The organism is Variovorax sp. LjRoot84 (genome assembly GCF_964254305.1).
Lineage (GTDB): Bacteria > Pseudomonadota > Gammaproteobacteria > Burkholderiales > Burkholderiaceae_C > Variovorax.
Genome location: NZ_CAXUTE020000001.1, coordinates 1,103,037 through 1,115,324, shown reverse-complemented (window position 1 = coordinate 1,115,324; position 12,288 = coordinate 1,103,037). Strand labels below are relative to the sequence as shown.

Annotated in this window: 16 protein-coding genes and 1 pseudogene; 5 read left to right on the top strand and 12 right to left on the bottom strand. The window is 68.5% G+C overall.

Going from position 1 to position 12,288, the window contains the following annotated elements; genetic code table 11:
- Position 1: 1 nt before the first annotated feature.
- Positions 2-484, top strand: coding sequence for a MarR family winged helix-turn-helix transcriptional regulator (locus tag ACSQ9I_RS05595; RefSeq protein ID WP_093111524.1), 483 nt, complete (start codon positions 2-4; stop codon positions 482-484).
- Here ACSQ9I_RS05595 and ACSQ9I_RS05590 read toward each other — a convergent pair.
- The 3 genes from ACSQ9I_RS05590 to ACSQ9I_RS05580 all read right to left on the bottom strand — a co-directional run bounded on the left by ACSQ9I_RS05590 (position 481) and on the right by ACSQ9I_RS05580 (position 1,938).
- Positions 481-849 (bottom strand): hypothetical protein, encoded by a 369-nt coding sequence (locus tag ACSQ9I_RS05590; protein ID WP_093111526.1) that lies wholly within the window; start codon positions 847-849, stop codon positions 481-483. The two genes, ACSQ9I_RS05595 and ACSQ9I_RS05590, sit on opposite strands and share 4 nt — an antisense overlap.
- A gap of 27 nt (positions 850-876) precedes the next feature.
- A complete protein-coding gene (locus ACSQ9I_RS05585; RefSeq protein WP_093111630.1) occupies positions 877-1,095 on the bottom strand; it encodes a hypothetical protein in 219 nt (72 codons plus the stop codon).
- An 84-nt stretch (positions 1,096-1,179) separates the two neighbouring features.
- Complete coding sequence (locus ACSQ9I_RS05580; protein WP_093111528.1) at positions 1,180-1,938, bottom strand: sulfite exporter TauE/SafE family protein; 759 nt, start codon at positions 1,936-1,938, stop codon at positions 1,180-1,182.
- Between the two features lie 164 nt (positions 1,939-2,102).
- On the opposite strand from ACSQ9I_RS05580, the gene ACSQ9I_RS05575 reads away from it, so the two are divergent.
- Positions 2,103-2,549, top strand: a complete 447-nt coding sequence (locus tag ACSQ9I_RS05575) for a DoxX family protein (protein ID WP_436302960.1) — start codon at positions 2,103-2,105, stop codon at positions 2,547-2,549.
- Between the two features lie 9 nt (positions 2,550-2,558).
- Here ACSQ9I_RS05575 and ACSQ9I_RS05570 read toward each other — a convergent pair whose 3' ends face one another.
- On the bottom strand, positions 2,559-3,272 hold the full coding sequence (locus ACSQ9I_RS05570; protein ID WP_436302959.1) for a Crp/Fnr family transcriptional regulator: 714 nt from the start codon (positions 3,270-3,272) through the stop codon (positions 2,559-2,561).
- A gap of 52 nt (positions 3,273-3,324) precedes the next feature.
- On the opposite strand from ACSQ9I_RS05570, the gene ACSQ9I_RS05565 reads away from it, so the two are divergent.
- Complete coding sequence (locus ACSQ9I_RS05565; RefSeq protein ID WP_436312513.1) at positions 3,325-4,959, top strand: adenylate/guanylate cyclase domain-containing protein; 1,635 nt, start codon at positions 3,325-3,327, stop codon at positions 4,957-4,959.
- A 109-nt stretch (positions 4,960-5,068) separates the two neighbouring features.
- On the top strand, positions 5,069-5,530 hold the full coding sequence (locus ACSQ9I_RS05560) for a hypothetical protein (RefSeq protein ID WP_436312512.1): 462 nt from the start codon (positions 5,069-5,071) through the stop codon (positions 5,528-5,530).
- A 7-nt stretch (positions 5,531-5,537) separates the two neighbouring features.
- On the opposite strand, the gene ACSQ9I_RS05555 is transcribed toward ACSQ9I_RS05560, so the two are convergent.
- The 5 genes and pseudogenes from ACSQ9I_RS05555 to ACSQ9I_RS05535 form a co-directional block, all read right to left on the bottom strand.
- The gene (locus tag ACSQ9I_RS05555; RefSeq protein ID WP_436295687.1) at positions 5,538-5,810 is read right to left on the bottom strand and encodes a hypothetical protein; all 273 of its coding nucleotides are present in this window, start codon (positions 5,808-5,810) and stop codon (positions 5,538-5,540) included.
- Positions 5,811-5,902: 92 nt separating this feature from the next.
- Positions 5,903-6,583 (bottom strand): annotated as a pseudogene (locus tag ACSQ9I_RS05550) (hypothetical protein); the annotation flags it as partial.
- Positions 6,507-6,743: an NAD(P)-binding protein gene (locus tag ACSQ9I_RS05545; protein WP_436312511.1), complete on the bottom strand. Its 237-nt coding sequence runs from the start codon at positions 6,741-6,743 to the stop codon at positions 6,507-6,509. The pseudogene ACSQ9I_RS05550 and the gene ACSQ9I_RS05545, both read right to left, overlap by 77 nt.
- Positions 6,740-7,711 carry an amidohydrolase family protein gene (locus tag ACSQ9I_RS05540; RefSeq protein ID WP_436312510.1) on the bottom strand — a complete coding sequence of 324 codons (972 nt, stop codon included), beginning with the start codon at positions 7,709-7,711 and terminating at the stop codon, positions 6,740-6,742. Before ACSQ9I_RS05540 ends, ACSQ9I_RS05545 begins: the two co-directional genes overlap by 4 nt.
- 7 nt (positions 7,712-7,718) lie before the next feature.
- Positions 7,719-8,708 carry a Bug family tripartite tricarboxylate transporter substrate binding protein gene (locus tag ACSQ9I_RS05535; RefSeq protein WP_436312509.1) on the bottom strand — a complete coding sequence of 330 codons (990 nt, stop codon included), beginning with the start codon at positions 8,706-8,708 and terminating at the stop codon, positions 7,719-7,721.
- 73 nt (positions 8,709-8,781) lie between these two features.
- Here ACSQ9I_RS05535 and ACSQ9I_RS05530 point away from each other — a divergent pair, with 73 nt between their 5' ends.
- Positions 8,782-9,231 carry a MarR family winged helix-turn-helix transcriptional regulator gene (locus tag ACSQ9I_RS05530; RefSeq protein ID WP_436312508.1) on the top strand — a complete coding sequence of 150 codons (450 nt, stop codon included), beginning with the start codon at positions 8,782-8,784 and terminating at the stop codon, positions 9,229-9,231.
- Positions 9,232-9,241: 10 nt separating this feature from the next.
- Here the strand turns inward: ACSQ9I_RS05530 and rtcA are convergent, their stop codons facing one another.
- Genes rtcA through ACSQ9I_RS05515 form a run of 3 tightly spaced genes read right to left on the bottom strand, consistent with a single transcriptional unit; the run spans position 9,242 to position 12,205 of the window.
- Positions 9,242-10,279: an RNA 3'-terminal phosphate cyclase gene (rtcA, locus tag ACSQ9I_RS05525; protein WP_436312507.1), complete on the bottom strand. Its 1,038-nt coding sequence runs from the start codon at positions 10,277-10,279 to the stop codon at positions 9,242-9,244.
- Between the two features lie 42 nt (positions 10,280-10,321).
- Complete coding sequence (locus ACSQ9I_RS05520; RefSeq protein ID WP_436312506.1) at positions 10,322-10,963, bottom strand: zinc-ribbon domain containing protein; 642 nt, start codon at positions 10,961-10,963, stop codon at positions 10,322-10,324.
- A gap of 18 nt (positions 10,964-10,981) precedes the next feature.
- Complete coding sequence (locus ACSQ9I_RS05515) at positions 10,982-12,205, bottom strand: RtcB family protein (RefSeq protein WP_436312505.1); 1,224 nt, start codon at positions 12,203-12,205, stop codon at positions 10,982-10,984.
- Between the last annotated feature and the right edge of the window lie 83 nt (positions 12,206-12,288).

Here is a 12,288-nt window from a genome sequence, read left to right as displayed (position 1 = left end):
CATGGCAGTCTCCCGCAAGAAATCCGCTTCCGCCGTCGCCGTTGCGCCACCGCGCGCCGACCAACTCGATACCCGCGTGCTCGAAGCCCTGGTCGGCTACAACGCGCGGCGCGCCTGGCTGGCCGTGAGCACGGTGTTCGCGGAGCGCATGGCGGCCTACGGTCTCAAGCAGGTGGACTTCTCGGTGCTCTCGCTGCTCGCACACAACCCGGGCGCCACCTCGCGCCAGCTGTGCGCCACGCTCGACATCCTGCCGCCGAACCTGGTGAGCCTGATCTCGGCGATGGACAGCCGCGGCCTGATCGAGCGGCGCCCCCATCCGCACGATGGCCGCGCGATCGGCCTGCATCTGACGCCGGCGGGCGTTTCCCTGGTGCGCGACGCGGAGCGGACGGTGGTCGAACTGGAGGCGGATGCCAGCGCGCGCCTCACGACGCGCGAGCGCGAGACGCTGATCCGCTTATTGCAGAAGATCTACCACTAGAAGCGTTCCGTGAGCACCAGCACCTGGTGCGCCGCACCGGCGACCACAGCGGGATTCGGGTAGTAGAGCTCGCCGTCGATGTCGTTGCGGGAAAAAGCGTTGCGCGCCTCGAAGTAGCGCGCCCGCGCCGCCTCGAACACCTGCCGCCGCCATGAAGGTTGCGCGGCTTCGATACGCGCCCAGTGTTCGGGCGAGAGCGTGGGGCACAGCGGAACGGGCGCGGCGCGTTCCCGCAGCAGCAGTTCGCGCGCCTCGCTCGTCAAGGGATCGAACTCCAGGGCTTTTTCGCGCCGGCGCGCCAGAAGGTTGGAAAGAAGGGTCGCGCCAAAGAGGCTGAGCAAGGCGAGGACGATCGCAAAGTCCATGGCGAGTCAAAAAAACGTTGGCGTCGATTACCAGAACTTCCACCACGGCGCGGCGGCGGAAGAACGGGCCGGCGGCAGCGGCTGCAGGCCGGTGTCGCGGATGCGGCGACGCTGCTCGGCTTCGAGCGCCTGGGCCATGCGATGCGCAAGCTGGTCTCCCTGCATGGCGCGGATGCGCCACTCGGCAGCAAGGCTTTGCAGCTCGGAATCTTCGAGCTTGGCGGGCGTCGTCATCTGTTCGGACATCCCGAAATTCTGCACACGCCAAGGGACCGCGGCAATCGTAGAGCTTTGCATTACACGGCCGCGCGGGCATATGTCAAATACGTGTCACGAGAGGAATCCGTCCCAGCTCAATTTGAGTCCGGTCAGCAGCATGCCGAGGTAGACGAAACGGTAAAACCAGACGGCATCGATGCGGCGTGCGATCCGGACGCCGAGCCACACGCCGAACGGCGCGAGCGGCAGCAGCACCAGCGAAGTCGCCATGTTGCGCCAGTCGAGCAGGCCGAGCCACGCGTAGGGAATCCACTTGCTCAGATTCACCACGAAGAAGAAATAGGCCAGCGTCGCGGTATAGGCCACCGGCGTGAGCCGCAATGGAAGCACATAGGCATTGACCGGCGGTCCGCCCGCATGAGCGATGAAGCTGGTGAAGCCGCCGATGGCCGTCAGCACCGCGCCGGCCGTCTTCGACGGCGGCGGATCGTCCGAGCGCGGCGGGAACAGCAGGCGCTGCGCCAGGAAGAGCAGCGTGAAGATGCCGACGATGCCGGCTACCGTGTGCGCCGGCAGCACGCGGAACAGCAAGGTGCCGACCACCGTGCCCACGAGGCCGAAGGGAATCAGGAAGCGCAGCAGCGAGCGGTCGAAGTCGCGGCGGAAGGCGGCGAGCCCCAGCAGGTCCATAAGCAGCAGCACCGGCATCAGGATCGCTGCCGCCTGCGGCACCGTGACGGCCAGGGCCAGGAGGGGCACCGCCAGCGAACCGAAGCCGGCGCCGAAACCGCTCTTGCTGACGCCGAGCATCAGCACGGCAGGAACGGCGACCGCATAGAAATGCGGGTCGGTGATGATGGGGAGAGCCATGGGAAAGAGAAAGGCGAGCGGCCGCGCCGTGCAGGCGGGTGCGCCGAGCGTAGCAGGATGCGGCGGCCGCCGCCTTCCTCCAAAAAATGTGCGTAAACGCACCGACTCGCGCTGCCGGCATCCGCAGACTCGACAGTCTTTACGTCTCATCAAAGGATCGCTGAATGAATACCCAGGCCCTGATGGCCGCGCCAACCTCCATCGGCGCGCTGCGCGAGGACGCGGGCAAGTTCCTGCTGCGCGCATCGATCGCGCTGCTCGTGCTGCTGCACGGCATCAACAAGCTCACGAGCGGACCGGGCTTCGTCATCGGCGCGCTGGAACGCGCCGGCCTACCCGGCGGCATCGGCTACGGAGTCTATGTGGGCGAGGTGCTGGCGCCGCTCCTGATGCTCGCCGGCTTCTGGACGCGCGCCGCGGCCGGCATCGTCGCTTTCAACATGGTGGTCGCGATCGGCCTGGTGCACATGAGCGGCCTGTTCGCGCTGGCCAAGCAGGGCGGCGGCTGGGCGCTCGAACTGCAGGGCCTCTACCTGGCCGGCGCCCTGGCCGTCGCGCTGCTGGGCGCGGGCCGCTTGAGCGTGGGCGGCGCAACCGGTCGCTTCAACTGAGACGGTCGATCAGCCAGGCTCGCCGCGCACCTCAGCCACCATGCGGGCCAGGCGCTCGGCATCGGTCACGATCAGGGCCCGGCCTTCTTTCGCCAGCAGGCCCTCGCGCACCAGCACATTGAGCTCGCGCGTGACCTGTTCGCGGTTGGTGCTGATCTGGCTGGCCAGCTCGGCGTGGCGCGGCGCCGGCTCCAGGCGCGCCCGGTTGCCGGCGATGCCGGCCGCGCGCGCCATGCGCAGCAGCTCGGCATGCAGGCGGTTCTGCACGCCGAGCGTGCTGAGGTCGATGACGCGCTCGGACAGCTGCCGCACCAGCTGAGTCAGTCGGCGCATCACACGCTCGGCTACCAGCGGCTCCTCGCGCAGCAGCCTCATGAAGGCTGTCCGGTCGAGGCTGGCGACGACACAGGGCTCCAGCGTCAGCACATCGGCCGAGCGCGGTCCGCCGTCGATAGCGGCGATATCGCCGAAGTGCTCGCCTTCGCCGCAGTCGCGGAAAGTGACCTGCCGCCCATTGGCCGAGTAGGTCGTGATGCGGGCACGCCCCGACACCAGGAAGTAGACCTCGCCATCGTCCTGTGTGCGCAACAGGAGCGGCTTGCGCGCCGCCACGCTGTGCCAGCGGCAGGCCTGGGCGAGCAGCTCGAGGCGGCGGTCGGACAGGCCTTCGAACAGCGGGATCTTCCGCAGCGCGAGGCTGGAGCGGTGAGGGGAAGGGGTCATGCAGGGTCGGCCGGGGCGGGCATTATGCTCGGGTGCCGCTTGGAGCCCGACCATGGACAGCCGTTCCCCGACCCGCTTGCGCTTTCCCTCGCGGCGCAATTTCCGATGGGCGAGCGGCGTGGTCCTGATGGGCTACGTGGCGGCGCACCTGAGCAACCATGCGCTGGGCCTCGTTTCGCTGGCGACCGCCGAAGCTGCGCTGCAGGCCGTCTCTACCTTCTGGCACGGCGTCGCGGGCAGCGTGCTGCTGTACGGTGCGGCGGCGGTGCACGTGGTGCTGGCCGCGGTGGCACTGTGGGAACGGCGCAGCCTGCGCATGCCGCCCATGGAGGCCGTGCGGCTGCTGCTCGGTTTCGCGCTGCCGCTGCTGCTGGCCGCGCATCTGACGGCGATGCGCTGGGCCTACGAGGCCTTCGCGATCGACGCTTCCTATGCCCGCGTGATCCGCGGCCTCTGGAGTCCGGGCGCTGCGAGCTTCCAGCTGGCCATGATGCTGGCCGCGTGGACGCACGGCTGCCTCGGGCTGCACTTGGCGCTGCGCGTCCGCCCGGCCTACCGGCGGCATTTCCATCTGCTCTTTGCCGCGGCCGTGCTGCTGCCGGTGCTCGCTGCCCTCGGCTTCTTCGCGATGGGCCGCGAACTGCAATGGACCGGCACGCTGCCGGCCCAGATGCCGACGGCAGTGCAGAGAGCAGCGCTCGACGCGACGGAGCAGGACGTCAAGTGGTTCTATGCGCTGGCGCTGCTGGCCCTGCTCGCTGCGCGCCAGCTGCGCGCCTGGTACGAACGGCGGCCGCGCAAGGCATCGATCGAGCTGCGCTACCCGGACCGCACGGTCCGCGTCCCGCTCGGCTGGAGCGTGCTCGAAGCCAGCCGCGCGCACGACATCGCCCACCTGTCGGTCTGCGGCGGACGCGCGCGCTGCTCCACCTGCCGCGTGCGCGTGCTCGGGCCGGCCGCGCATGCCGAAGCGCCGGGCCACGACGAGCGCCGCACGCTGGAGCGGGTGCGCGCGCCGGATGACGTGCGGCTGGCATGCCAGCTTCGCCCGCACGGCGATCTGGCGGTGACGCCCCTGTTCGCGCCCCGCGCCGGCGCCCAGCCCGGCCGCCTGGGCCGGGAGCACGACATCGCCATCCTCTTCGTCGATCTGCGCCGCTGGTCGGGCCTGTCGGAGCGGCAATGGCCCTTCGACCTGGTGTATGTGCTCGACCGCTATTTCGCGATCGTCGGCGCCGCGGTGCGCGAGAGCGGCGGCGTGCCGAACCAGTTCATCGGCGACAGCGTGATGGCGATCTTCGGACTGGATGTCGACCTGCCGACCGCATGCCGCCAGGCCATGCGCGCGGCCGAGCTGATCGGCGAACGCATGGACGCATGGAGCGCCGGCTTCGAATCGCAGTTCGGCCAGCGCCTCGATTTCGGCATGGGCCTGCACGCGGGCCGCGCGGCCGTGGGCGAGGTGGGCTATCTGGAAACCACCACCTTCACCGCGGTCGGCGAAGTGGTCAACACGGCGAGCCGATTGCAGGACCAGTCCAAGGTGGCCGAGACCCGGCTCGTGATCTCCGTCTTCGCGGCCGAGCAGGCCGGCATCGCCGACACGCTGGGCGAGCCGGAGATGGTGACGGTGCGCGGCCGCTCGGAGCCGCTCGCGGTGCTGCACGTGCCACGACCCGCACCTTGAATAAAGCGTGCGCAAACGCACAGCCCGAAACGCAGCCGGAATCCACACTGCATTCCATGGTGGCAGCGATCCCCGCAGCCCACCTGCAGCAGTGAAAGGACTCTCGATCATGCAAGCCAAGCAACTCCTGGGCATCTCCGCCCTTCTTCTCGCCGGCGCCGCGTCGGCCCAGACCGTGCCGGCCGAAGCCTGGGTCGGCGCGCCGATCGCGACCACCGGCAGCACGATGAGCCGCAGCGAGGTCACGGCCGAGCTGCAGCGCTCGATGAGTGTGGCGCGGACGCCGCAGGAACAGTGGGTCGGCACGCCGGCCACCGCCGCCGTCGCCGTCGGCGCGATGAGCCGGGCCGAAGTGCTGGCCGACCTGAGCCTCTACAACAAGGCCGGCCTGGGCGACTATGCACGCATCGACAGCCCCGACGCGGCAGGCCCCGAGTACGCGCGCCGCATGGCCGCCTACCGGCAGGCGCGCAACAGCGATGCCTACATGGCCGAGGTGCAGCGCATCGAAGGCATTCGCGGCAGCGCGTTGGCGAGCGCGCGTCGGAAGAACGGCCCAGCGGCCGAGTGAGCGAGCGTCAATCGTCCGCCAGGCAGGTGCCGGCCGTCCAGCCGTAGAGCCACTCGAGCGCGTCGTAGAAGCGCTCCTGCGGCCGGCCCTTCCACATCTCGTTGCGCACCAGACGCTCGACGCCCTTGGCGTGGTAGATGCGGCCCATCTCGCGCGCCGACAGCACCACGCGTGCCGTGCGCGCGACGCGCGAGCGCTCGTAGAGCACCAGCGCGCGGCCCCAGTCGCCGCCTTCGCGCCGCAGCGCGAGCGCCAGCGTGACGGCATCCTCGCAGGCCATGCAGGCGCGCTGCGCCAGGTACTGAGATAAACCATCGGATGCGCGGCATCGCCGAGCAGGGTCGCGCGGCCGAAGGTCCAGCGCTCGATCGGATCGCGGTCGGCTGTGGGGTAGCGCTTCCAGGCTTTCGGAATGCGCAGGATCTGCTGCACCGCTTCGCAGGTGGGGCGGAAGTAGCGCTGCACTTCGGACGGGTCGCCGTCCATCGAGCCCCACTCCTCGGGCCGGTCGCTGTGGAAGGTGACCGCCAGGTTGAACTTGTCGCCGCCCTTGAGCGGGTAGTGCACCAGGTGGCAGTTGGGCCCGACCCAGATGCAGGGCGCTGTGTAGCGCGGCGCCTCGGGGAACTCGGCCGTGTCGATCACCGCGCGGAACACCACGTGGCCCGAGACGTGGATGCCGTCGTCCACGTACTGCTGGCGCACCGCCGAACGCACGCCGTCGCAGCCGATCACGGCCTGGCCTGGCGGCCGCCCTGCGCGTCGATCAGCGTGACGCCGTCGTCGCTCTGCTCGATGTGCACCACCTTGGTCGAGGTGAGGAACTCGATGCCTTCGGTGGTGGCCTGCACCCCTTCGAGCAGCGCGCCGTGGATGTCGGCGCGATGGATCACCGTGTACGGGTTGCCGAAGCGCTCCCTGAAGCGCGCATCGAGCGCGATGCCGATCACGCGCTTCGAATCGATGGCATCGAACATCACCATCTCGTCGGTGTAGACGGCCCGGGCGCGCAGGTTCGCGCCGACGCCCAGCGCATCCAGGCCGCAAAGGCATTGGGGCTGAGCTGGATGCCGGCGCCGATCTCGCCGATGTGGGCGGACTGCTCGATCACCTTCACGTTGTAGCCCTCGCGCACCAGCGCGAGCGCCGCCGCCAGGCCGCCGATGCCGCCGCCGGCGATCAGCACGGGTCGGCTGTCGAGTGCTGTTTTCATGGCAGTTTGAAAAGCTTACGCGCGTTGTCCCGGCCGATCTTCAGCCGGTCGTTGTCGCTGATCTCGCAATGGTCAAACCAGCTCGCCGCATCCTCGTGCTTCTCGAAGGGGTAGTCCACCGAGTACATGATGCGGTCGCTGCCCACTTCCAGCATCGTCGAGAGCAAGGTGGGCGTGCGGAAGTTGCCGCTGGTCGTGATGTGCACATTGCTGCGCAGGTAGTCGCCAATCTGCTTCTCGCACGGCATGCCGCGCCGCCCCTTGCGCAAGATGTGGTCGACGCGCCACATGTTGAAGGGGATGCCTTCGCCGAAGTGGCCGAGGATCATCTGCAACCCGGGATGCCGGTCGAAGAGGCCGCTCGACAACAGCCGCAGCGCGTGGATGCTGGTCTCCACGGCAAAGGCCCAGGTCGGCCCCGTGAGCCAGTGCGCGCCGTCGTAGATCGGCTCGCGTGCCGGCAGCGGGTCGCGCGGGTGCATGTAGAAGGGCTTGCCGAGCGCCGCGGCCGCGGCCCAGAAGTCGGCGAACCGAGGCGCGTCGTAGTAGACGACGGTGCGTTCGTCGCCGACCTGCGAGAAGCCGTTGACCAGGAAGCCGTGGAAGCCGAACTCCTTCACGCAGCGTTCGAGCTCGCGCGCCGCCGCTTCAGGGTCCTGCATCGGCAGCGCCGCGAAGCCGCCGAAGCGTGTCGGCCGGCGCGCCGCCTGCTCGGCCAGCACCTCGTTCGCGCGCCGCGCCACTTCGACGGCACGGCGTGGATCGGGAATGGCCTGCACCGCCGGCGAGTTGAGCGAGAGGATTGCGTATTCGGTACCCCAGGCATCCATCTGCTCGATGCGCTGCTGCTCGAAGTCGAGCAGATTGCTCTTCAGGCCGGCCCAGACCTCCGGCCGCGCATAGACCTCCGAGTCGCCGACGGTGAGGTCGATGGCGAAATGCTCCTCGAGCGCGATCTTGTTCTTCATCCACTGTTCACTCCGGCTTGATGTTGAGCTTGTCGAGCACGCCCTGCCAGGTCTTGCGGTCATCGGCGATGTACTGGGCCAGCTGCTCTGACGTGCCCGGGCGCGGGTAGGTGCCGAGCTCGCGCGACTTGGCCACCACGTCGGGCAGGAGCAGCGCCTCGCCCATGTCCTTGTTGAGCCTGGCGAGGACGGCCGGGTCCACGCCCTTCTTCGCGATCACCGCGAACCAGCCGTGCGCCACCGCGCCGGGCACCGTTCTGCTGGCCAGCGGAAACTGTTCGAGCCCGGGCTCGGCGCGGTCGCCCATGCTCGCGAGGATGCGCATCTTGCCAGCCTGCACGTTGCCCGCCACCACGTTGTAGGTCTCGACCATCATCTTGGTCTGGCCGCCCAGCATGGCCTGCATCGCCTGCGCGCCGCCGGGGTAGTGCACCTCGAGGAACTGCGCGCCCGACTGCAGCCCGAGCAGCGCTGATGCAAGATGCGGCAACGTGCCACGGCCGTTGTCGGCCACCTCAATGCTCTGCGGCTTCGCCTTGGCAGCAGCGATGAAATCGGCCAGCGTCTTGTAGGGCGAATCGCCCGGCACCGCCAGCATGAAAGGCGCGACCGCGGCCAACGTGACCGGCACGAAGTCGCGGTTGAAGTCGTAGTTCACGCCCTTGATGGTGCTCGGCGCGACCGAGATCGCCGAGCCCTGCACGAAGCCGAAGGTGGCGCCGTCCGCGGGCGCGGCGAGGATGGCGTTCATGCCGATCACGCCGCTGCCGCCCGGCTTGTTGTCGACGATCACGCCCTGCCCCCACTTCTCGCCGAGCTTGACGCTCACATGCCGGATCAGCACGTCGGGCGCCGAGCCCGCCGGGAAGGGAACGACGAAGCGCACCGGCTGGGCCGGCCACCTGGCCGCAGCGCCCTGCGCATGGGCAAGCGGCGTGGCGGCGCCGGCCGAAAGCGCGAGCAGAAGAGCCGTGCAGCGGGAGCGGAAAAGGTTCATGATTGCCTCTTTAGTTACTTGAATATTCAAGCAATTGGGCGCACTCTATACTTGAATCAGCAAGTATTTGTTCATGAAAACCCTAGTCCAGGATCACGATCTCGAGAAGGCGATTCCCTTCCTGTTGGCACGCGCCGGCGCGCGCATGGGCAATGCCTTCTCCAAGGCGCTCAAGCCCTACGGCCTGAGCCTCGTCGAATGGCGCGTGTGCGCCTCGCTGCAGCACACGCCGGACCAGACGCTTTCCGAGCTCGCGCTGCATTCCTCGAACGACCTGTCGGCGCTCTCGCGCATCGTCGACCGGCTGGCGACGCTGGAACTCGTGCGGCGCGAGAAGTGCGGTACGGACGGCCGCGCGATACGCCTCGCGCTCACGCCGCTCGGCCTCGAGCTCACGCACGAGATCATTCCGCTCGCCAAGCACTACGAAGCCATCGCGCTCTCGGACTTCAGCGCGAGCGAGGTGAAGCTGCTGCGCGAGATGCTGCTGCGCATCTACGACAACGCGACGCCGCTGGCATAGAGCAGGACGCTCAGGCCGGCGCCACCTGCACCATGGCAGCTTCGGCGCCCTGCGAGATCGCGAAGCGCACAGGCAGGAAGCGCTCGATCACCGCGCAGTTGGTGCGCGTGTGCTGCGTCACTTCGCTGCAGCTGAAGGCCGCGGCTTCCTTGCGCTGCCACACCGCGAGCGCAAGAAGCAGCGCGAGCTGGTCCGCCAGGTGCGACCCGACTGCAGCCCCGCTTTTCTGAAAGGCGCGCACCTCCTTCACGAGCCGATGCGCCACCTGCTCGGCGGAAAGCGTCTTCTCGCCGAAGGCCGTGAAGACCTCGGTGACGTGCTCGTAGGCGAAGACGGCCATGAGCGCATTGCCCGGCCCTTCGTTCTGCCGCACCACACCGTGGCGCAGCTGCTCGACGGACCAGCCCATCGCGCTGCCGAGCGTGCCGAGCTCGCGCACCGCGACATGGCGCGCAAGCCCCGGCGCCAGGCACTCGCCATGTGCCGCCTGCAGCGCACCGCGCGCCAGCAGATCGAAGGGCCTGAGCGATCCGGCGCAGGGCACGATGGTCGCTTCGACCGCACCGCCCCCGGCCGGATAGAAGCCGCAGCGATGCAGCACCAGCTGCAGGTCCGCGCCCAGGCGGCGCACCAGCGGTGCAAAGGCAAGATCGAGAAAATGGAAGGGCGGCGCCATCGGGTTGTGCGTGCCGCCGGCGAGCGAGACGCGGCTCGGCGCATCGGCCAGCAGCAGCGCGGGCAGCACCGTCTGGAGCACCAGCATGCAACTGCCCGCGCTGGCGACCGCAAAGCGGTAGTCGCCGGCGCGCGCGGGGCCGGGCACGAAGCGCAGCCGCTGCGAACCGAGCTCGGCGCCCTCGATCTGCGCGCCGCTCAGTTCCACGGCCGCCAGCACGCAGGCCAGGTGCTGGCGCATCAGCCCCGGCTTGGGCCGCCTGGCGCGAATGCGATCGATCGCCAGCGGCTGGCCCGTGACCATCGCGAGCGCGAGGCCGGTGCGCAGGATCTGGCCGCCGCCCTCGCCTTCGGAGCCGTCGAGTTCGATCACTTCTTCTGTCCTCATCATCCTGTTGTTCGAACGCGCATCACGTCACTGCTTTCCGCGCACCAGGGCCTTGGCAGCGGCATCGCCCGCAACACGCTCCCAGCTCCAATACCCATGGCCCGCGCGGCCCGCCACAAGCGCCTCGAGCCGCTCGACCTGTAGTGCCCCGCCCCAGCGTCCCATGGTCTCGATGGCGATAACCCGCAGACTCCACCATTTGCTTTCAAGGGCCGCGTCGATCTCGGCCAGCGCCTCGGCATTCGGGTTCGCCGTACCCAGCGTGCGCAGCCGCTGCGTCCGTTCGCGCAGCAGGTTGGCGCCCTCGCCGGCGTTCGCGGGCTGTCGCTGTTCGCGATACGCGCGGCGGCACGCACGGCAACGCACCGCCGTGCTGTCGATATGGCCGTGGATCACTTCGTACCACCACTTCTGCTGCTTGGCGGTCCAGACCTCCTCGATGCCGCAGTCGCGGCAGGTGAAGGCCAGGTCGACATAGAAGGTGGGCAACAGCCCATAGGTGTTGTTGTAGCGCGCCAGCACGTCCTGGTCGGCCAGCTCCATGCCGGCAAGCCGCGCACCGGCGACCAGATGCCGCGCGTCCTGCCCGCTCAGCAGCGCAGCAAGTTTCCCAGCACGTTCGAGGCGCCGCCCCTTGATCTCGGCGCGGCGCTGCTTGTTGCTTTTCATTCGTCGATCCCGTCTGGGCTACCCCTTCACACACACCACCTGCTTGAGCGTGTACACCACCTCCACCAGGTCCTTCTGCGCCTCCATCACGGCGTCGATGTCCTTGTAGGCCATCGGGATCTCGTCGATCACGTCGGCGTCCTTGCGGCATTCCACGCCGGCGGTGGCGGCGATCTGGTCGGCCACGGTGTAGAGCTTCTTCGCCTTGGTGCGGCTCATCTTGCGGCCGGCGCCGTGGCTGCAGCTCATGAAGCTCTCGGGGTTGCCCTTGCCGCGCACGATGTAGCTCTTGGCGCCCATGCTGCCCGGGATGATGCCGAGTTCGCCCGCCTTCGCGCTCACGGCGCCCTTGCGGGTCACGAGCACGTCCTGGCCGAAGTGCGTTTCGCGGCTCACGTAGTTGTGGTGGCAGTTCACCGCTTCCACATGCGCCTCGAAAGGCTTGGCGACGACCTTGCGCGCGGCCGCGACCACGCGCTGCATCATCACTTCGCGATTGGCACGCGCGAACTTCTGGGCCCAGCCCACCGCGCGCACGTAGTCCCCGAAGTACTTGGCGCCTTCCTCGAAGTACGCCAGGTCCTGGTCGGGCAGGTTGCGCTGGTGCTGCTCGGCATCCTTCTTCGCGAGCTCGATGAAGTGCGTGCCGATCGCATTGCCCACGCCGCGCGAACCCGAGTGCAGCATGAACCACACGGCGCCCGCCTGATCGAGGCAGACCTCGATAAAGTGGTTGCCGGTGCCCAGCGTTCCCAGGTGCTTGTGGTTGTTGGTGTTCTTCAGGCGCGGGTAGTCCTCGCAGATCGCGTCGAACTCATGAACGAGCCTCGCCCACGCGGCGTCGGTCTCGTCGGGCGGGGTTTCCCACGCGCCCTTGTCCCGCCCCTGGCGCTTCGGGTTGGACCCATGCGGCACGGCCTTCTCGATCGCGGCACGCAGCGGCCCCAGGTTGTCGGGCAGGTCGTTCGCCTGCAGCGTGGTCTTGCACGCCATCATTCCGCAGCCGATGTCCACGCCGACCGCGGCCGGGATGATGGCCCTGAAGGTCGGGATCACCGAGCCCACGGTCGCGCCGATGCCGTAGTGCACGTCGGGCATGGCCGCGATGTGCTTGAACACAATGGGCAGGCGCGCCGCGTTCTCCAGCTGTTTCTGCGCTTCGTCTTCGACGGGCACGCCGCGGGTCCACATCTTCACCGGGACGCCGTTCTCGACTTCGTGCAGCTCGTAGTTCTGTTCCATGTCTTTTCTCTCGCTCGGGAGAGTGCCGATTGCACCCTCCCCGACTCACGCCACAACGGCGCTTGCCGTCTTGTCTGCGAAGA